The sequence below is a fragment of the Klebsiella spallanzanii genome (assembly GCF_902158555.1).
Classification (GTDB): Bacteria; Pseudomonadota; Gammaproteobacteria; order Enterobacterales; family Enterobacteriaceae; genus Klebsiella; species Klebsiella spallanzanii.
In genome coordinates this window covers 95,261-113,586 of sequence record NZ_CABGGS010000007.1, presented here as the reverse complement: position 1 = coordinate 113,586, position 18,326 = coordinate 95,261, and the positions used below count along the sequence as shown (strand labels likewise).

At 55.8% G+C, this 18,326-nt stretch carries 16 protein-coding genes and 1 tRNA gene; 7 read left to right on the top strand and 10 right to left on the bottom strand.

The features are described from left to right. Nucleotides 1-9 precede the first annotated feature (9 nt). From FN082_RS09660 to rutA, 5 genes are read right to left on the bottom strand one after another with little or no spacing between them, the layout of a single operon-like run. Entirely contained in the window at nt 10-600 is a 591-nt protein-coding gene (locus FN082_RS09660; RefSeq protein ID WP_139539645.1) for a malonic semialdehyde reductase, read from the bottom strand. After that, nucleotides 597-1,400, bottom strand: coding sequence for a pyrimidine utilization protein D (gene rutD / locus FN082_RS09655; RefSeq protein WP_142981496.1), 804 nt, complete (start codon nt 1,398-1,400; stop codon nt 597-599). Before rutD ends, FN082_RS09660 begins: the two co-directional genes overlap by 4 nt. Continuing rightward, nucleotides 1,397-1,789, bottom strand: a complete 393-nt coding sequence (rutC, locus tag FN082_RS09650) for a pyrimidine utilization protein C (protein ID WP_112215189.1) — start codon at nt 1,787-1,789, stop codon at nt 1,397-1,399. Before rutC ends, rutD begins: the two co-directional genes overlap by 4 nt. After that, the gene (gene rutB, locus FN082_RS09645; RefSeq protein WP_139539647.1) at nt 1,782-2,492 is read right to left on the bottom strand and encodes a pyrimidine utilization protein B; all 711 of its coding nucleotides are present in this window, start codon (nt 2,490-2,492) and stop codon (nt 1,782-1,784) included. Before rutB ends, rutC begins: the two co-directional genes overlap by 8 nt. Continuing rightward, on the bottom strand, nt 2,492-3,583 hold the full coding sequence (gene rutA, locus FN082_RS09640) for a pyrimidine utilization protein A (protein WP_142981495.1): 1,092 nt from the start codon (nt 3,581-3,583) through the stop codon (nt 2,492-2,494). The genes rutB and rutA overlap by 1 nt, the downstream gene beginning before the upstream one ends. 285 nt (nt 3,584-3,868) lie before the next feature. Here rutA and rutR point away from each other — a divergent pair, with 285 nt between their 5' ends. Next, nucleotides 3,869-4,507, top strand: a complete 639-nt coding sequence (rutR, locus tag FN082_RS09635) for an HTH-type transcriptional regulator RutR (protein WP_139539649.1) — start codon at nt 3,869-3,871, stop codon at nt 4,505-4,507. Here the strand turns inward: rutR and FN082_RS09630 are convergent. Continuing rightward, complete coding sequence (locus FN082_RS09630) at nt 4,504-4,899, bottom strand: lysozyme inhibitor LprI family protein (protein ID WP_139539650.1); 396 nt, start codon at nt 4,897-4,899, stop codon at nt 4,504-4,506. The two genes, rutR and FN082_RS09630, sit on opposite strands and share 4 nt — an antisense overlap. Nucleotides 4,900-5,055: 156 nt before the next feature. Beyond that, nucleotides 5,056-9,018: a trifunctional transcriptional regulator/proline dehydrogenase/L-glutamate gamma-semialdehyde dehydrogenase gene (gene putA / locus FN082_RS09625; protein ID WP_142981494.1), complete on the bottom strand. Its 3,963-nt coding sequence runs from the start codon at nt 9,016-9,018 to the stop codon at nt 5,056-5,058. A gap of 507 nt (nt 9,019-9,525) precedes the next feature. Here putA and putP point away from each other — a divergent pair. Together putP and FN082_RS09615 are read left to right on the top strand one after the other, a co-directional pair. Continuing rightward, the gene (putP, locus tag FN082_RS09620; protein ID WP_142981493.1) at nt 9,526-11,034 is read left to right on the top strand and encodes a sodium/proline symporter PutP; all 1,509 of its coding nucleotides are present in this window, start codon (nt 9,526-9,528) and stop codon (nt 11,032-11,034) included. A 112-nt stretch (nt 11,035-11,146) separates the two neighbouring features. Beyond that, nucleotides 11,147-11,581: a DUF3574 domain-containing protein gene (locus tag FN082_RS09615; RefSeq protein WP_142981492.1), complete on the top strand. Its 435-nt coding sequence runs from the start codon at nt 11,147-11,149 to the stop codon at nt 11,579-11,581. 132 nt (nt 11,582-11,713) lie between these two features. On the opposite strand, the gene FN082_RS09610 is transcribed toward FN082_RS09615, so the two are convergent. After that, nucleotides 11,714-12,898, bottom strand: a complete 1,185-nt coding sequence (locus FN082_RS09610) for a NupC/NupG family nucleoside CNT transporter (RefSeq protein WP_142463155.1) — start codon at nt 12,896-12,898, stop codon at nt 11,714-11,716. 273 nt (nt 12,899-13,171) lie between these two features. On the opposite strand from FN082_RS09610, the gene efeU reads away from it, so the two are divergent. The 4 genes from efeU (at nt 13,172) to phoH (ending at nt 17,764) form a co-directional block, all read left to right on the top strand. Next, the gene (efeU, locus tag FN082_RS09605; protein WP_142463156.1) at nt 13,172-14,002 is read left to right on the top strand and encodes an iron uptake transporter permease EfeU; all 831 of its coding nucleotides are present in this window, start codon (nt 13,172-13,174) and stop codon (nt 14,000-14,002) included. 51 nt (nt 14,003-14,053) lie between these two features. After that, on the top strand, nt 14,054-15,181 hold the full coding sequence (efeO, locus tag FN082_RS09600) for an iron uptake system protein EfeO (RefSeq protein WP_139539656.1): 1,128 nt from the start codon (nt 14,054-14,056) through the stop codon (nt 15,179-15,181). A 4-nt stretch (nt 15,182-15,185) separates the two neighbouring features. Next, complete coding sequence (gene efeB / locus FN082_RS09595; RefSeq protein WP_139539657.1) at nt 15,186-16,466, top strand: iron uptake transporter deferrochelatase/peroxidase subunit; 1,281 nt, start codon at nt 15,186-15,188, stop codon at nt 16,464-16,466. A 509-nt stretch (nt 16,467-16,975) separates the two neighbouring features. Beyond that, on the top strand, nt 16,976-17,764 hold the full coding sequence (gene phoH / locus FN082_RS09590) for a phosphate starvation-inducible protein PhoH (protein WP_142467163.1): 789 nt from the start codon (nt 16,976-16,978) through the stop codon (nt 17,762-17,764). Nucleotides 17,765-17,814: 50 nt separating this feature from the next. Here the strand turns inward: phoH and FN082_RS09585 are convergent, their stop codons facing one another. After that, the gene (locus tag FN082_RS09585) at nt 17,815-18,108 is read right to left on the bottom strand and encodes a YciI family protein (protein ID WP_139539659.1); all 294 of its coding nucleotides are present in this window, start codon (nt 18,106-18,108) and stop codon (nt 17,815-17,817) included. Between the two features lie 137 nt (nt 18,109-18,245). Continuing rightward, nucleotides 18,246-18,325: transfer RNA gene (locus tag FN082_RS09580), tRNA-Ser, on the bottom strand. Between the last annotated feature and the right edge of the window lies 1 nt (nt 18,326).

Genomic DNA, 18,326 nt, shown 5'->3' with positions numbered 1-18,326 from the left:
GCGGGCTCCTTATGCCAGCTGGCAGGCATCATCGAAGGTAAGACGCGGCAGGCGGTCGTACAGTTTGCTGGTATCGCCGTAGCCAATGTTAATCAGCAGGTTACTTTTCCAGCCGCCGTCGGCAAAAAATGCTGCATCGACTTTTTCGCGGTCAAATCCCGACATCGGACCGGTGTCCAGGCCCAGCGCCCGGCAGGCGAAAATCAGGTATGCCGCCTGTAATGAGCTGTTGCGAAAGGCCGTCTCTTCCGCCAGCTGTGGGCTGGAGGTAAACCAGCTGCGGGCGTCACCGTGCGGAAATAGCTCCGGCAGGCGGTCATAGAAAGCGCTGTCCCAGGCCACAATCGCGGTGACCGGGGCCTGCATGGTCTTCTCCAGATTGCCGCTGGACAGGGTCGGGCGCAGCGTCTCTTTGCCCTCCGGGGTGCGGATAAAAACGATACGCGCTGGTGAGCAGTTGGCGGAGGTGGGCCCCATTTTCATCAAGGCGTAGATTTCCCGCAGCTGGTCATCGGTGACTGGTTTGTCCAGCCAGCCGTTGTGGGTTCTGGCTTCGGTAAACAGCGTGGCGCAGGCGGCCGGGCTAATGGCTTCGTTCATAGATCCTCCTGAACTGCGGGCAGCATGGTGGCCAGCCCGTCGCATAAAATAGGGTTAAAGTTGGCGGTGTCAGTGACGTTACAGGCGTGGCCGCCCCAGGCCATTTCCACCAGTTGGCTGCCGGGGATTGCCGCCTGCAGCACGCGGGAGCAGGAGGCCGGAACCAGCAGATCGTCGGCCGCGCTGATGATGAGCGTCGGGCAGGTTATTGCCGCCGCCCGCCGTGAAAAGTCGGCCTGTTTGAGGGCATTAAGCCGTTTGAGCAGATTATCTTTGCCCTGAAAATGGCTGATGGCGAGCGCGTCTTCGGCCTCGAGGCGCGGCAGGCGAGAGGCCATCCACTCCGCCGGATAGAGAAACAGCGGCTGCGCTTCAACCCATGCCTGAGCACCGCCCGCGTGCAGCAGGCGTTCGCGCACCAGAAAGCAGCGACGGGTATGCGGGGAGAGCGTCAGCCAACCGTTAATCAGTACGAGGGCGCTGACCGCCTCGGGAAAATCCAGCGCCAGCTGCAGGCCAATCAGCGCACCCAGCGCGTGACCGACCAGGGCAAAACGCGCAACTCCCGCGTCTTGCAGCGCCGAGTACAGCTCCTGCGCCATAGTCGCCATGCTGTAGCCTGCGGGCAGCGGGCCGCCGTTTTCACCGGTGCCGTTATGGTCATAGCTCAACAGTTGATACCGTGTTTCCAGCGCCGCGCGCTGCGCCAGCCAGTAGCCGCCCGCGCCGCCGAGCCCGGCGCTCAGCACCACCACCGGCGCACCCGGATAAGGCGGCGGGGAGATATTGAGCTTAATCATGCCGGCTTCCCGATATGCGCGACGGTCGCTATTTCTACCAGCGCATCAGGCTTCACCAGCCCGCACTGGATGCAGAAACGCGCCGGTTTGTCGCCGGGGAAGAATTCAGCGTAGACCTCGTTAATCGCGGCGTAGTTTTTCCAGTCGGTGATAAAGATGCTGTTGAACGTCACATCCTCCATACTGCCCCCCGCCGTCTCGATAACGCTCTTGATGGTGTCGAGCACGTGACGGGTTTGCGCCTTTGGGTCGCCGATGTAAACCACGTTGTTTTGCTTATCAAACGGCAGCGTGCCGGAGACGTAAACCACGCCGTCGGCCAGCGTGCCAGGGACAAACGGCGCGATCGGCGTGGTGGTGCCTGGCGGAATAATCACTTGTTTAGGCATAACGTTTCTCCTCCGGGAATGAGAGCGGTGCTGCGGGCTCAAGAGCCGAGCAGAAGCTGGCGACATCGCTGACCCAGCCAAAAAAGGTTTCAATATTGAACAGCGCCGCCTGCTGGGCGAACGACGGCCCGGCCTGGTGGGTGGCATCTTCAAGTACAATGCCGAAATATTCGAGGAAGAAGCCATCGCGCAGGGTCGACTCTACGCAGACGTTGGTGGCGATACCGGTAAAGACCAGATGGCGAATGCCGCGACTGCGCAGGATGCTGTCGAGCGCGGTGTTGAAGAAGCCGCTGTAGCGCGGTTTCGGTAGCACAATATCGCCCGGCAGCGGTTTGAGCTGATCGACCAGCTGATAGTCCCAGCCGCCTTTTGCCAGCAGTTTGCCCTGCAGCTCAGGGTTTTTACGCATGGTTTTCAGCGCGTTGGATTTATGAAAATTCGGTGAGCCGGGGCCACCGGCTTCCACATACTGGTCGTCCCAGCCGTTCTGGAACCAGATAATCAGCATCCCGGCGGCGCGCGCGGCGGCAACGGCGGTGTTGATATTGTCGATAACCGGTCGGGTGGCGGAAACGTCAAATCCGGCGAGGTCGAGGTAGCCGCCCTCGCTGGCGTAGGCGTTCTGCATATCCACCACGATCAGCGCGCTCTGCTGCGGCGCAAAGGTCAGGGATTCCGGGCGAGCGGGAAGGGTAATCATCAGGCAACCTCTTGAGTGAGTGTGGTGATATGGTCGCGGCAGCGCATCAGCGGCTGAATGCGCTGACCAAAGGCTTCGATGCCGATAAGAAAATCATCAAACGTCAGCAGCACGCCGTCGGTGCCGGGGACCTCCGCCACTTCGTCGAGCATGCGGGCAACGTTGGCGTAAGAGCCGACGAGAGTACCCATGTTGATGTTGACCGCTGACGTGGGGTCGGCCATCTGGCGGACATTAGTGTCGCTGCCGGAGCGGGTATCTTTCTGGCTCTGTTCGGTCAGCCATGCCAGCGCTTCTTCATCTGCGCCATCTTTGTAGTGTTCCCATTTCGCGCGGGCCGCCTCATCGGTTTCATCGGCAATCACCATAAACAGCACGTAGGAGCCGACATCGCGGCCGGTTTTTTCCGCTGCCTGCATCATCCGCGCTGCGGTAGGAGCGAAGGCGGCGGGAGTGTTAACCCCTTTCCCGAAGCAGAAGTTGTAGTCGGCGTGCTGGGCGGAGAACGCCATTCCGGCATCGCTCTGCCCGGCGCAGATCACTTTCATCGGCTGCGACGGCTGCGGGCTAACGCGACAATCGTTCATGGTGAAGTAGTCGCCTTTAAAGTCGCTGCGCCCGGTGCCCCACAGGTCGCGCAGAACCTGGACATATTCAGTGAGATAGTCGTAGCGGCTGGCGAAGTAATCATCTCCCGGCCACATGCCCATCTGCTCATATTCTGGTTTTTGCCAACCGGTCACCAGATTGACGCCGAAGCGCCCGCCGGAGATAGAGTCGATAGTCGAGGCCATACGGGCGACGATTGCCGGGGGCAGCGTCAGCGTGGCGGCGGTGGCATAGATCTGAATGCGTGAGGTGACTGCCGCCAGCCCGGCCATCAAGGTGAAGGATTCAAGGTTGTGATCCCAAAATTCAGTTTTGCCGCCGAAACCGCGCAGTTTGATCATTGAAAGGGCGAAATCGAAATTATAGTGCTCGGCTTTCTGCACGATGGCCTTATTCAGCTCGAACGTCGGCATGTACTGGGGAGCATGGGTGGAAATCAGCCAGCCGTTATTACCAATCGGAACGAAGACACCAATTTTCATACCTACCTCTCTGCATGTCGTTGAACAAGAAGTCGCGCGGCGCTGCATCCTGCATCTCCTTTGGTCGCCCCGTGTCAAAGGTAAAGCAAAGGCGATGCCAGTTTTGCAAAGGTTAATGTTATTAATGTGTTGCTGAGTGGTTGCTGAAAATAACAGCGAAAAAGTAGACTAAATGGTCAAAATCAGTGCACGAAAAAACCGCAGTCATGCGCAATCGAGGTGCAGAGAGTCGTGTCGGCGTTGGGCTTTTGCTATGCTGATGGCGTAAAAAGAAGGAGATGACTAATGGCACAGGGCGCCGTGAAAAAGACCGGAAAACGTTCACAGGCGGTGAGCGCAAAAAAAGAGGCTATTCTGGCCGCTGCGCTGGACGCGTTCTCGCAGTTTGGTATCCACGGTACGCGCCTTGAACAGGTCGCCGAGCTGGCCGGGGTGTCAAAAACCAATTTGCTCTATTACTACCCGTCGAAAGAGGCGCTGTATATTGCCGTGTTGCAACAGATTCTGGCTATCTGGCTGGCACCGCTGAGGGCTTTTCGGGAAGATATCAGCCCGCTGGTGGCGATTGGTGAGTATATTCGCCTCAAGCTGGAGGTGTCGCGCGATCACCCGCAGGCTTCGAAGCTGTTTTGTCTGGAGATGCTTCAGGGCGCGCCGCTGCTGATGGGCGAGCTGACCGGCGATCTGAAAGCGCTGGTGGATGAGAAGTCGGCGATTATTTCCGGCTGGGTCGAGAGCGGCAGACTGGCGCCCGTTGACCCGCAGCATCTGATTTTTATGATTTGGGCGACCACTCAGCATTACGCCGATTTCGCTACTCAGGTTGAGGCGGTGACCGGCGCAACGCTGCGCGATGAAGCATTCTTTCAGCAAACCGTCGATAACGTACAGCGGATGATTATCGAAGGTATTCGCCTGCGTTAATTGGCGGGCGGCAGGGGGCAGCTTTGATCACCATCTTCGCACTGTAGCAGCGAGGCAAGATACGACTCGCGCTCGACGGTTTTATCTGACATGCACTGGTTGATAAGCATCGGCTGTACGCTGCCGCCGTCTGCGCCGGAGGCGAGGAATTTGCAGTCGTCATCGCGTAGGGTAATCCACGCCAGCTGCGCTTTTTTGAGTAATTCCTGCTGCTTGCCGGAGGCGCGCTTCAGTGCTTCCTGATAGGTTTCATTCAGTTTTTTATCCGCCGCCTGGTATTGGGCAGCGGTGCACTGATTCATCTCCGTTTGATTGCTGGCGTTATTGCATTCGTCCGCCAGCGCATGAGTGCTTGCCAGCAGCGCAGTAAGCGCGAGTAAAGTGCGTTTCATTGGTCAACTCCCATAAAAAAAGCTCCCGTCCGGGAGCCTTAATTAACCACAGCCTGCGCCTGGTGTCATTAGCTGACGTTGATGCCGGTCTGTTTTCCCGGGGGCGGCGCAGAGCGCCTGCCCGGGCTACCGGTCCACCACCGTCTGCGGGGGGCTTTAACCAATCGTCATCAGGCTGGCGTTACCGCCTGCCGCGGCGGTATTAACGCTGAGCGAACGTTCAATGTAGAGCCGTTCCAGCAGCAAATTGCTTTCGCCGCGGGCGAAGCCCTGCACTGAAACAATCGCGCCATCGCGTGCCGCTACCTGCTCGCACAGTTCCCGCAGCTGATCGGAATCGCCGTGATAGATAACCGCATCGAACGGTTCGGTCATCAGGGTTTCCGTTTTGGCAAAGTGGATGCGTTCGCTGACGTCGCGCGGCAGCTTTTTCGCCAGCTCGCGCTGGAGAGGCACATCAGGCCACAGCACTTCACAACCGACGGCGATAACGCCCGCCAGTTGGGTCAGCGCATCCTGCTCGTTATCAGCCACGCACAGCACCCGGTCGCGCGGCATAAAGGTCAGGGTGTTGCGCTCACCGGTTGGTCCTGGCAGCAGGCGCTGGGTTCCGGCCTGCGCCTGTTCACTGAATGTCTGGCACAGGGCCTGTAATTCCGGACGGTCCGCTGCCCACTGCTGTAGTGCAAGTAACGGTTTCTCCAGCAGCGTTTTCAACTGCGCATCCAGCGGGCGCTCGGCGTCCTGACGGGCGAGGGTGATCCCGACGGCGTTTTGCGGGCGGCTGGAGAGCAGGCGGTACAGGTACAGCGGACCGCCTGCTTTCGGACCGGTACCCGACAGCCCTTCGCCGCCGAACGGCTGCACGCCGACTACCGCGCCGACCATATTGCGGTTAACGTACAGGTTGCCGACATTAGCGCTGCCGGTCACCTGAGCGATCGTCTCGTCGATACGGGTATGCACGCCGAGGGTCAGGCCGTAGCCGGAAGCGTTAATCTGTTCGACCAGTTGAGCCAGTTCGTTGCGGTTATAGCGCACCACATGCAGCACCGGGCCGAAGACCTCTTTTTTCAGCTCGTCAAAACTATCGAGCTCAATAAGCGTTGGCGGAACAAAGGTACCGCTGGTCCACTCGCGGGAATCTTCGCCGTTTTCGCGCACCGCCTGGAAGACTTTGCGCCCTTTGGTCCGCAGCGTCTGGATATGGCGCTCGATGTTCTCTTTGGCTTCGGCATCGATCACCGGCCCGATATCGGTGGTCAAGCGGCCCGGATTGCCCATTCGGCATTCGGCCATCGCGCCGCGCAGCATGGTCAGCGTATGCTCGGCGATGTCGTCCTGCAGGCACAGCACGCGCAGGGCGGAGCAGCGCTGCCCCGCGCTGTCAAACGCCGAGGCGAGTACGTCGACAACCACCTGCTCAGTCAGGGCCGAGGAGTCGACGATCATCGCGTTCATGCCGCCGGTTTCGGCGATAAGCGGCGTCGGGCGACCTTGCGCGTCAAGACGGCTGGCGATATTGCGTTGTAATAAGGTGGCGACTTCAGTCGAGCCGGTAAACATCACGCCGCGCACGCGCTCATCAGAAGTTAATGCAGCGCCAACGGTTTCCCCACGGCCCGGCAACAGCTGAACAACACCCGGCGGTACGCCCGCTTCCAGCAGGATTGCCACACCCTGAGCGGCGATAAGCGGCGTCTGCTCGGCGGGTTTTGCCAGTACGGTATTACCTGCTGCCAGCGCAGCGGCAATCTGGCCGGTAAAGATCGCCAGCGGGAAGTTCCACGGGCTGATACATACCACCGGGCCCAACGGGCGATGGGTTTCGTTATCAAAATCGTCGCGCACCTGTCCTGCGTAATAGTGCAGGAAATCGACCGCTTCGCGCACTTCGGCGATGGCGTTGCTGAAGGTTTTACCCGCTTCGCGCACCAGAATGCCCATCAGAGTCGGCATCTGGCTTTCCATCAGTATGGCGGCGCGTTCAAGGATTGCCGCGCGCTCCTGCGGCGGGGTGGCGAACCAGATTGGCGCATTGTTGACCGCGTTAGTCAGCGCCTGCTGAACTTCAGCCTCGCTGGCTTCACGCACCTGACCGACAATATCTTTTGGCTCCGCCGGGTTAATCACCGCCTGCGTTTCGCCTTCGCCAACCGGTTGTTCCAGCATCGGCAGCGCCTGCCATTTATGCAGGGCGCTATTTAATAAAGAAGAGGAGAGGGAGGCCAGACGATGCTCATTGGCCAGATCCAGACCGGCAGAGTTGCTGCGGCCTTTGCCGTAGAGATCGCGCGGCAGCGGAATTTTCGGATGCGGCAGGCCGGTCTGACCTTCCTGCTGGGCCAGTTTTTCGACGGCAACAACCGGGTCGGCAACCAGTTCATCCAGCGGCAGCGTGCTATCCGCAATACGGTTAACAAACGACGTGTTAGCGCCGTTTTCCAGCAGACGACGCACCAGATACGCCAGCAGCGTTTCGTGGGTGCCGACCGGGGCATAAATTCGGCACGGTCGGTTGAGCTTGCCGTCGGCGACGGGGCCAGTGACCTGCTCATACAGCGGCTCACCCATGCCGTGCAGGCACTGGAATTCATACTGTCCCGGATAGTAGTTCTGCCCGGCGAGCTGATAAATCGCTGCCAGGGTATGGGCGTTGTGGGTTGCGAACTGCGGATAAATCAGGTTCGGTACTGCCAGCAGTTTCTTCGCGCAGGCCAGATAAGAGACGTCAGTGTAGACCTTGCGGGTATAGACAGGATAGCCTTCGAGGCCGTCCATCTGCGCGCGTTTGATCTCGCTGTCCCAGTAGGCACCTTTCACCAGGCGGATCATCAGACGACGGCGGCTTCGGGTGGCGAGGTCAATCAGGTAGTCAATGACAAACGGGCAGCGTTTCTGGTAGGCCTGGATAACAAAGCCAATGCCGTTCCAGCCCGCCAGTTCCGGCTCAAAACAGAGTTTTTCCAGCAGATCGAGAGAGATCTCCAGGCGGTCGGCCTCTTCAGCATCGATGTTGATGCCAATATCGTACTGGCGCGCCAGCAGAGTCAGGGACTTCAGGCGCGGGTAAAGTTCTTCCATCGCGCGATCGTACTGAGCGCGGCTGTAGCGCGGGTGCAGCGCGGAGAGTTTAATCGAGATCCCCGGACCTTCATAAATACCGCGTCCGTTTGAGGCTTTGCCGATGGCGTGAATCGCCTGCTGATAGGAGACCATATAGGCCTGAGCATCGTCGGCGGTTAGCGCCGCTTCGCCGAGCATATCGTAGGAGTAGCGGAAACCTTTATCTTCCAGCTTGCGGGCGTTAGCCAGCGCCTCAGCAATGGTTTCGCCGGTAACAAACTGCTCACCCATCAGACGCATCGCCATATCGACGCCTTTGCGGATCAGCGGCTCGCCGCTCTTACCGATAATGCGGTTCAGCGAGCGCGACAGGCTGGTTTCATTATGCGTAGAGACCAGTTTGCCGGTAAACAGCAGCCCCCAGGTGGCGGCGTTAACGAACAGCGACGGGCTGCGGCCGATATGCGACTGCCAGTTGCCGTTGCTGATTTTGTCGCGAATTAGCGCATCGCGGGTGGCCTTGTCGGGGATGCGCAGCAGCGCTTCCGCCAGGCACATCAGCGCCACGCCTTCCTGCGAGGAGAGCGAGAATTCCTGCAACAGGCTTTGCACCATCCCGGCGCGACCGCTGGCGGTTTTCTGATTACGCAGCTTTTCTGCCAACTGATACGCCAGCTTGTGCGCTTGTTCGCCCAGGTTTTGCGGCAGACGGGCCTGCTCCAGCAGCATCGGCACAGCATCGGTTTCGGCCCAGCGCCAGGCGGCGGTAATGGAGGCGCGGGAGACGGACTGCGGCAGGATTTGCTCGGCGAATTCAAGGAACGGCTGATAAGGCTCGTCGCCCGGATTGCCTGCCTCATCGCTTTCGTTAGCCGCGCCAGCGAGCAGCGCAGGTAGCTCCGGCAGCGTCTCGTCGTTTTCCAGCTTTTCAAGATAGTTGAAGATGGCCTGTTTAATCAGCCAGTGCGGCGTGCGGTCAATACGGCTCGCCGCGGATTTAATGCGTTCGCGCGTCGCGTCGTCAAGTTTTACACCCATGGTGGTGGTGCCCATGTCAGGAACTCCTGTTATTGGTCATTCGCTTCATCCTTCAACCTGCCTCTTTGTTGGCTGCATTTGCCGCCTCGACGCAGATTGAATGATTTTGCGAACTTCGCTTCTGTGCAGTTATGCGGTTGCGTAGAAATATCTATCATGTTGCAACTTTGTGCAACCTTGTTAATTGAGAATTGTGTGGCAGGCTGAAAATTGCTTTGATTGTTAAAAATCATGATGAAAATAGCAGGGATTTATCCCCGGTCTAATAGGGTTTTTCTATGCGTCACTTAACACTTTTGCGTGGTGCAACCGGTAAAAACGTGAGAGAGTGCAACCTATAACAAAATGAAGTTTGGTCCCCGAAGCATTTCGTGTAAATGCTGTGTTAAATCGTTTGTGAAAAAACAAAGCTTCCGTCAGGATACGGTCGCCCAATACAACCAATATGCCATTACCCCGTTCCGGTAGTGGAAAAAACGACAAAGTTGGACGCTGTCGACAAAAAATTCTGGAGATTTTTGCATGGCTATTAGCACACCCATGTTGGTGACTTTTATTATTTACATTTTTGGCATGGTACTTATCGGTTTTATTGCCTGGCGATCGACCAGGAACTTCGATGACTATATTCTCGGTGGTCGTAGCCTCGGTCCATTCGTCACGGCGCTGTCTGCCGGGGCTTCGGATATGAGCGGCTGGTTGTTAATGGGATTGCCGGGGGCGATATTTATTTCCGGTATCTCTGAAAGCTGGATTGCCATTGGCCTGACGTTAGGCGCATGGATTAACTGGAAACTGGTGGCCGGGCGTTTACGCGTACATACCGAGGTCAATAATAACGCGCTGACGCTGCCGGATTATTTCACCGGGCGTTTTGAAGATAAAAGCCGCGTACTGCGAATCATCTCAGCGCTGGTGATTTTGTTATTTTTCACCATCTATTGTGCGTCCGGTATTGTGGCGGGCGCCCGTCTGTTTGAAAGCACATTTGGCATGAGCTACGAAACCGCGCTGTGGGCCGGCGCGGCAGCAACCATTATTTATACCTTTATCGGCGGTTTCCTCGCGGTGAGCTGGACTGATACCGTTCAGGCCAGCCTGATGATATTCGCCCTGATTCTGACGCCGGTTATGGTGATTATTTCCGTCGGTGGTTTCGGTGATTCCCTGGAAGTGATTAAACAAAAGAGCATTGAGAACGTCGATATGCTCAAAGGGCTGAACTTTGTGGCGATTATTTCGCTGATGGGCTGGGGACTGGGGTATTTCGGTCAGCCGCATATTCTGGCGCGCTTTATGGCGGCGGATTCGCACCATAGCATTGTTCACGCCCGTCGCATCAGCATGACCTGGATGATCCTCTGCCTGGCGGGCGCGGTTGCCGTTGGTTTCTTCGGTATCGCTTACTTTAATAACAATCCGGGCGTGGCGGGCGCGGTGAATCAAAACGCCGAGCGCGTCTTTATCGAACTGGCGCAGATTCTGTTTAACCCGTGGATTGCCGGGATCCTGCTGTCGGCGATTCTGGCGGCGGTGATGTCGACTCTGAGCTGCCAGCTTCTGGTGTGCTCTAGCGCAATTACTGAAGACCTGTATAAAGCGTTTTTGCGCAAACATGCAAGTCAGAAAGAGCTGGTGTGGGTAGGGCGCTTTATGGTGCTGGTGGTGGCGCTGGTGTCCATCGCTCTGGCGGCAAACCCGGAAAACCGCGTACTGGGTCTGGTGAGCTACGCATGGGCTGGCTTCGGTGCGGCGTTTGGTCCGGTGGTGCTGTTCTCAGTGATGTGGTCGCGTATGACGCGTAACGGCGCGCTGGCTGGGATGATCATCGGTGCAGTGACGGTGATTGTGTGGAAACAGTTCGCCTGGCTGGGCCTGTATGAAATTATTCCGGGCTTTATCTTTGGCAGCCTCGGAATTGTGGTATTCAGCCTGCTGGGTAAAGCACCGTCGGCAGAAATGCAAAGACGCTTTGCCGAAGCGGACGCGCATTATCATACTGCGCCGCCGGTACGTGCTACCGCGGAGTAATCCTCTGAATTGACCTCAAGCCCGCGTTATGCGGGCTTTGTTATTTCTACCTCTTGCTAATTGTTTGAAAATACGCTGATATCTCAGCACAAATAACAAAGAGGGTAGCAAAATGAGTTTCAGACAGGGTGCGCTGGCGCTGGTACTGGCAGGGATATTAAGCGGCTGCGTGGCGCCTGCTACGAAGACGGCCCCGGCGGCAGACGCTAACGCCTGCCCGGCGGATAACGCCATGGTGCAGACGACGCTTTATTTCGGCTTAAGCCGTCCTGCGGGGAAAGATATCACCGCTCAGGAGTGGCAGCAGTTCGTTGACCTCGACGTGACGCCGCGCTTTCGTGATGGCCTGACGGTATTTGATGCGCGCGGTCAGTGGTTGGGTAACGACGGTACCGTCGCGCGCGAGCAGAGCAAGGCGCTGATGCTGATCCATGGTAAAGAGGCGAAGAGCGAAGAGGGAATTGAAGCGCTGCGCAATACCTACAAATCACGTTTTGCGCAGGAGTCGGTGATGCGCGTTGACCAGCCGGTATGCGTTCATTTTTAAACGGTGCCCTGATGGAGTTTCCCGGAGGCGATACTGCGTATCTGTCCGGGCTACAACCCCAGACCGCGCGCACCCCGTAGCCCGGGAAAGGCGCTCTGCGCCGCCCCCGGGAACACAGGCCAGCATTCCTGATTACAGTACCAGCCCCGCGAAACTGGCAGAGAGCAGGCTCACCAGCGTTGCGCCATACACCAGGCGCAGGCCGAAGCGGGAAACGATATTACCCTGCTGCTCGTTCAATCCTTTAATCGCCCCGGCAATAATGCCGATAGAGGCGAAGTTGGCGAAAGAGACCAGGAAGACCGACAAAATACCCAGTCCGCGCGGCGTCATGCTGGCGGCAATTTTTTGCAGCTCAATCATAGCGACGAATTCATTCGCCACCAACTTGGTCGCCATAATACTGCCCGCGTTCAGCGCATCGCTTAGCGGAATGCCAATCAGCCACGCCAGGGGATAAAAAACGTAGCCAAGGATCTGCTGGAAGCTCAGGCCAAACAGAGTGGCGAACAGGGCATTAATAGCGCTAATCAGGGCAATAAAACCAATTAACATCGCCAGAATGATCATTGCAACCTTAAAACCGGCCAGAATATATTCACCGAGCATTTCAAAGAAGCTTTGGGATTCATGCAGCTTCTCAAGCTTAATTTCTTCCTCGCTGCCCGGACGCGTCGGGTTAATTATCGACAACACAATAAAGGTGCTGAACATATTCAGAATCAGCGCCGCGACGACATATTTTGCGTCGAGCATACTCATATAAGCGCCGACAATGGACAACGAAACCGTCGACATGGCCGTGGCCGACATAGTAAACAGACGGCGGGATGAGAGATCGCCGAGAACGCCCTTATAGGCAATAAAGTTCTCTGATTGCCCGAGGATCAAAGAGCTCACCGCGTTGAAAGACTCCAGCTTGCCCATGCCGTTAACCTTCGACAGTAGAGTGCCAATCAGACGAATGAAAATCGGCAGGATACGCCAGTGCTGAAGAATACCGATCAACGCGGAGATAAAGACGATGGGGCAGAGTACGCCGAGGAAAATAAACGCCAGCCCTTTTTCACTCATGCCACCAAATACAAAATTGGTTCCTTCGGCGGCAAAACCGAGGAGCGACTCAAAGAATGAAGCGATATTTTTCACTAGCCACAGGCCGCTTTCGGCGTGGAGAAAAAAGAAAGCCAGCGCAATTTCGATAACAATTAACTGGATAATATAGCGAATGCGGATTTTCTTACGGTCGTAGCTGACAAGCCAGGCGAGGGCGAGGATAACTACCAGTGCCAGCAGGAAGTGTAAATATTGAGTCATGTTGTTCATTTCATAGGTAAATAAGGCCGCCATTTAGCCACAGCCGTGAAGCCGGGTAAATATCTGGCGCAAAAAATCCCATCATTCTGCCGTTCTTTGTTGCGCCAGAGAGATAATCCCGCAAGTCATTATTTGTTAGCGATTAATTTACAAATCGTCATCATTATCTACACATTTCACTTGTGTTTCTGATTATTGTAATGATAATCACTATCAGAAATATTTACCTATCTTTGCATCAATTGACTGCGGTTCACATTTAAGGGTGTCGGCATGTTTGTCCCATTTCTCATCATGTTACGTGAAGGCCTGGAAGCAGCGCTGATTGTCAGCCTGATCGCCAGCTATCTGAAACGCACCCAGCGAGGCAACTGGATTGGCGTAATGTGGATTGGGGTATTTCTGGCTGCGGCACTGTGCCTGGGGCTGGGGATCTTTATCAACGAAACAACCGGCGAATTTCCGCAGCGCGAGCAGGAACTGTTCGAAGGTATCGTGGCGGTAGTGGCGGTGTGCATTCTGACCTGGATGGTGTTCTGGATGCGTAAAGTCTCGCGCAACGTAAAGCAGCAACTTGAGCAAGCGGTCGACAATGCCCTTCAGCGCGGGAACAACCACGGCTGGGCGCTGGTGATGATGGTCTTTTTCGCCGTGGCTCGCGAAGGTCTGGAATCGGTGTTTTTCCTTCTGGCCGCTTTCCAGCAGGATGTGGGAATCTGGCCACCCATCGGGGCCATGTTGGGCCTGGCAACCGCAATTGTTTTAGGGTTCCTGATCTACTGGGGCGGCATCCGTATGAATCTCGGCATCTTTTTCAAATGGACCAGCCTGTTTATTTTGCTGGTGGCCGCAGGCCTGGCGGCGGGGGCTATCCGTGCTTTCCATGAAGCTGGTTTGTGGAATCACTTCCAGGATGTCGCCTTTGATCTGAGCAACGTTCTTTCGACGCATACGCTATTTGGCACGCTGCTGGAGGGGATTTTTGGCTATCAGGAAACGCCGACCATCAGCGAAGTTGCCGTCTATTTTATCTATTTGATCCCGGCGCTGGTGCTGTTTGTCCTGCCGCCGAGCAATAAAACCACCGCATCCCGAACCGCTTAGTCGGCATTGCGGATTGAAATAGTTACAACATACTTATCGAAAGGGATGGTCATGATGAATCATTTTCGTCGCAATGCGCTGCAGCTTACCGTTGCCGCGCTGTTCAGCTCTGCTTTTTACGCCCAGGCTGCCGATATTCCGCAGGTAAAAGTCACTGTCACCGACAAACAGTGCGAGCCGATGAACATCACAGTGAAAGCGGGTAAAACCCAGTTCATCATTCAGAACCACAGCCAGAAGGCGCTGGAGTGGGAAATTCTGAAAGGCGTGATGGTGGTGGAAGAGCGTGAGAATATTGCCCCTGGCTTTACGCAAAAGCTGACGGCGAACCTGCAGCCGGGTGAATATGAGATGACCTGCGGTCTGCTGACTAACCCTAAGGGCAAGCTCACGGTGACTGGCGAAGCGACTAAAGACGCCGCTAAAGCTGAAGCGCTGCTCAGCCTCGGTGAAGCGATTACCGCCTATAAAGCCTACGTCACTGCTGAGACCGCTGAACTGGTTAGCGGCACTAAAGCGTTCACCGATGCGGTGAAAGCGGGCGATATTGAGAAGGCAAAAGCGCTGTACGCGCCGACGCGTCAGCACTATGAGCGTATTGAACCGATTGCCGAGCTGTTCTCTGACCTCGACGGCAGCATCGACGCCCGTGAAGATGACTACGAGAAAAAAGCCGAAGATCCAAAATTCACCGGCTTCCACCGTCTGGAAAAAGCGCTGTTTGGCGATAACAGCGTCAAAGGAATGGATAAATATGCCGATCAGCTGAACACCGACGTTCTCGATCTGCAAAAGCGCATTAGCGAACTGGCCTTCCCACCATCAAAAGTGGTCGGCGGCGCGGCTGGTTTGATTGAAGAAGTGGCGGCCAGCAAAATCAGCGGTGAAGAAGATCGCTACAGCCATACCGATCTGTGGGATTTCCAGGCCAACATTGACGGGGCGCAGAAAATTGTCGACCTGCTGCGTCCGCAGCTGCAAAAAGAGAACAGCACGCTGCTGGCGAAAGTGGATGCCAACTTCAAAAAAGTCGATGCCATCCTGAGCAAATACCGCACTAAAGACGGCTTTGAAACCTACGATAAGCTGACGGATGCGGACCGTAACGCGCTGAAAGGGCCGATCACCACTCTGGCGGAAGATCTGGCACAACTGCGCGGGATCCTTGGTCTGGACTAAGTCGATGGCAGAGCAAAATAATGATGTGAATGAGCCATCACGGCGCCGGCTTTTAAAAGGGATTGGCGCGCTTGGCGGCGCGCTGGCTATCAGCGGCGGCTGTCCGGTGGCGCATGCGGCAAAAGACAACAGCTCTCCGGGGACATTGTCGCCAAACGCGCGCATGGAAGCGCAGCCGTTTTATGGTCCGCATCAGGCCGGTGTACTGACGCCACAGCAGGCTTCGATGATGATTGTCGCTTTCGACGTGCTTGCCAGTGATAAAGCGGATCTGGAGCGGTTATTTCGCCTGCTGACTCAACGTATTGCCTTTTTGACCAAAGGTGGTCCTGCGCCGGAGACGCCAAATCCGCGTTTGCCGCCGATGGATTCCGGAATATTGGGGCCGTGGATTGCCCCGGATAATCTGACCATGACGGTATCCGTGGGTCATTCGCTGTTTGACGAACGTTTTGGCCTGGCCAATAACGTGCCGAAAAAGCTACAGCAGATGACGCGTTTTCCGAATGATTCGCTGGATGCGGCGCTGTGCCACGGCGACCTGCTGCTGCAAATTTGCGCCAATACTCAGGATACGGTGATTCATGCACTGCGGGATGTGATTAAGCACACGCCGGATCTGCTGAGCGTTCGCTGGAAGCGGGAGGGATTTATCTCCGATAGCGCTGCGCGTAGTAAAGGTAAAGAGACGCCGGTTAATCTGCTGGGCTTTAAAGACGGCACCGCTAATCCTGTCAGTACCGATCACGCGCTGATGGATAAAGTGGTGTGGGTTACCACCGACCAGGGGGAGCCTGCCTGGGCGACGGGCGGTAGCTATCAGGCGGCGCGAATTATTCAGTTTCACGTTGAGTTCTGGGATCGTACGCCGTTAAAAGAGCAGCAGACGATTTTTGGTCGCGATAAACAGACCGGTGCTCCGCTGGGGATGCAGCACGAGCACGACGCGCCGGATTACAGCAAGGACCCGGACGGCGATACTATTGCACTCGATAGTCATATTCGTCTGGCCAATCCGCGCACGCCGGAGACTGAATCCGGCCTGATGATGCGCCGGGGATACAGCTATTCTCTGGGAGTGACGAACTCAGGCCAGCTGGATATGGGGCTGCTGTTTGTTTGCTATCAGCACGATCTGGAAAAAGGCTTTCTGACGGTGCAAAAGCGCCTGAACGGTGAAGCCCTGGAAGAGTATGTGAAGCCGATTGGCGGAGGATATTTCTTTGTTCTGCCGGGGGTTATCGACAATCAGCATTATCTCGGGCAATCGCTGCTTGAAGCCTGACGTTCCTGCCCGTCAGGGCAGGGTGTTTTCTGCTGTTTTTCCATTCATTTTTTGTATTTCCTGCCTTGTTTCATTTTTCTGTAATCTTAATGTCGGAAACTCTCCTCAGCTGCAATGAGAATTATTTGTTGTCTGCATGTAAAAAATAAGTTGCATTAAGAATTATTTTTGATGTACTTATTACAGACGCGGTAGTTCCCGGCAGTGATGTCGTTTCACTATGGAGATCGCGAATGCCCGATTGCTGTAACGGAAAACGTCAAACCTCATACCGTACTCATCAGCACGGGGGCCACACTTCCGGCCGCGATTCCTGCTCCCCAGATTTATCCCCATCTACAACAGAAAATCTGAACCCAGGCAAGGTGACAGGTGCGCGTAGCCGTGACCCTCTGCCAATTCGTCAGGCAAGCAATGGCTTACAAGGAAGCCAAACCTCAATCGTTCGTGCGCATAATCGCGTCGATGCTGGCGCGTGTGATGTAAACCAACAACGCAAGGTGCTATCCATGGGAAGACAAAAAGCAGTGACCAGAGCTCGTCGTGAGGCCAAACGTGTGCTGAGACAGGATTCGCGAAGCCATAAGCAGCGTGAAGAAGAATCGGTCACATCGCTTGTGCAAATGAGTGGCGTAGAAGCAATTGGTATGGCGCGGGACAGTCGCGATGCATCGCCAATTGAAGCGCGCAATGACGCTCAGGCGCATTATTTGAACGCCATCGACAATAAACAGCTGATTTTTGCGACGGGGGAAGCCGGGTGCGGCAAAACCTGGATAAGCGCGGCAAAAGCGGCTGAAGCCCTGATTCATAAGGATGTGGACAGAATTATTGTTACCCGTCCCGTTCTGCAAGCCGACGAAGATCTCGGCTTCTTACCGGGAGATATCGCCGAGAAGTTTGCACCCTATTTCCGACCGGTTTATGACGTGCTGGTCCGAAGGTTAGGGGCTTCCTTTATGCAATACTGCCTGCGCCCGGAAATCGGCAAGGTGGAAATCGCGCCGTTCGCCTATATGCGCGGACGTACATTTGAAAATGCGGTGGTGATTCTGGACGAGGCTCAGAACGTGACTGCAGCGCAAATGAAGATGTTTTTGACCCGCCTCGGGGAGAACGTGACGGTTATCGTCAACGGCGATATTACCCAGTGTGACTTACCTTCTGGCGTGAGATCCGGACTTGCCGATGCGCTGGCGCGTTTTGAAGAAGATGAGATGGTGGGCATTGTGCGCTTTACCACCGACGACTGCGTGCGCTCGACGCTTTGTCAGCGCGCGCTTAAAGCCTACTACTGATTGCTTCTGTGTCTGCAAAGCCCGGGAGACCGGGCTTTGTTTTTGCCGGTTTAAAGCAAGCTCTGCAGTGGGGGAGCGGCCATCGTGGCTTCGAAAGGAATAATATCGACTTTCGCGACGCCCGATTGCTGGAACGGATCCAGGCTCAGCCGGGTACGCAATGCATCTATATCATCGCCTTTAGCCAGAATCACGCCGCCGGAGCGGGGGACTTTACGCCCTGATGCGAGGAAGATTCCGTCAGCATAACCTTCCTTAAGCCATTCCACGTGTGCAGCAAGCTGTGCGTCTACTTCATCAAGCGGTTTAACGTAAGTTAAAACAACAACTGCAATGGTGCTCATTTTGATATCCATCTTTTATATGGGTATATAAAAGTAGCATGCGAAGAGTTGCGGGTGATAGCAGGCCGAATGCGGTTTATGAATGGGGCAACATGCGAAAAAAAGCCCGTACTTGCGTACGAGCTCTTCTTAAAATATGGCGGTGAGGGGGGGATTCGAACCCCCGATACGTTGCCGTATACACACTTTCCAGGCGTGCTCCTTCAGCCACTCGGACA

What these genes read in the sequence shown, in the direction of transcription:
- FN082_RS09610 (WP_142463155.1), bottom strand. Translation starts at nt 12,898, where the DNA reads ATGACTCAATATTTACACTTCCTGCTGGCACTGGTAGTTATCCTCGCC.
- rutD (WP_142981496.1), bottom strand. Translation starts at nt 1,400, where the DNA reads ATGATTAAGCTCAATATCTCCCCGCCGCCTTATCCGGGTGCGCCGGTG.
- FN082_RS09615 (WP_142981492.1), top strand. Translation starts at nt 11,147, where the DNA reads ATGAGTTTCAGACAGGGTGCGCTGGCGCTGGTACTGGCAGGGATATTA.
- putA (WP_142981494.1), bottom strand. Translation starts at nt 9,018, where the DNA reads ATGGGCACCACCACCATGGGTGTAAAACTTGACGACGCGACGCGCGAA.
- rutB (WP_139539647.1), bottom strand. Translation starts at nt 2,492, where the DNA reads ATGATTACCCTTCCCGCTCGCCCGGAATCCCTGACCTTTGCGCCGCAG.
- FN082_RS09630 (WP_139539650.1), bottom strand. Translation starts at nt 4,899, where the DNA reads ATGAAACGCACTTTACTCGCGCTTACTGCGCTGCTGGCAAGCACTCAT.
- efeO (WP_139539656.1), top strand. Translation starts at nt 14,054, where the DNA reads ATGATGAATCATTTTCGTCGCAATGCGCTGCAGCTTACCGTTGCCGCG.
- FN082_RS09660 (WP_139539645.1), bottom strand. Translation starts at nt 600, where the DNA reads ATGAACGAAGCCATTAGCCCGGCCGCCTGCGCCACGCTGTTTACCGAA.
- efeU (WP_142463156.1), top strand. Translation starts at nt 13,172, where the DNA reads ATGTTTGTCCCATTTCTCATCATGTTACGTGAAGGCCTGGAAGCAGCG.
- rutR (WP_139539649.1), top strand. Translation starts at nt 3,869, where the DNA reads ATGGCACAGGGCGCCGTGAAAAAGACCGGAAAACGTTCACAGGCGGTG.
- phoH (WP_142467163.1), top strand. Translation starts at nt 16,976, where the DNA reads ATGGGAAGACAAAAAGCAGTGACCAGAGCTCGTCGTGAGGCCAAACGT.
- rutC (WP_112215189.1), bottom strand. Translation starts at nt 1,789, where the DNA reads ATGCCTAAACAAGTGATTATTCCGCCAGGCACCACCACGCCGATCGCG.
- rutA (WP_142981495.1), bottom strand. Translation starts at nt 3,583, where the DNA reads ATGAAAATTGGTGTCTTCGTTCCGATTGGTAATAACGGCTGGCTGATT.
- putP (WP_142981493.1), top strand. Translation starts at nt 9,526, where the DNA reads ATGGCTATTAGCACACCCATGTTGGTGACTTTTATTATTTACATTTTT.
- efeB (WP_139539657.1), top strand. Translation starts at nt 15,186, where the DNA reads ATGGCAGAGCAAAATAATGATGTGAATGAGCCATCACGGCGCCGGCTT.
- FN082_RS09585 (WP_139539659.1), bottom strand. Translation starts at nt 18,108, where the DNA reads ATGAGCACCATTGCAGTTGTTGTTTTAACTTACGTTAAACCGCTTGAT.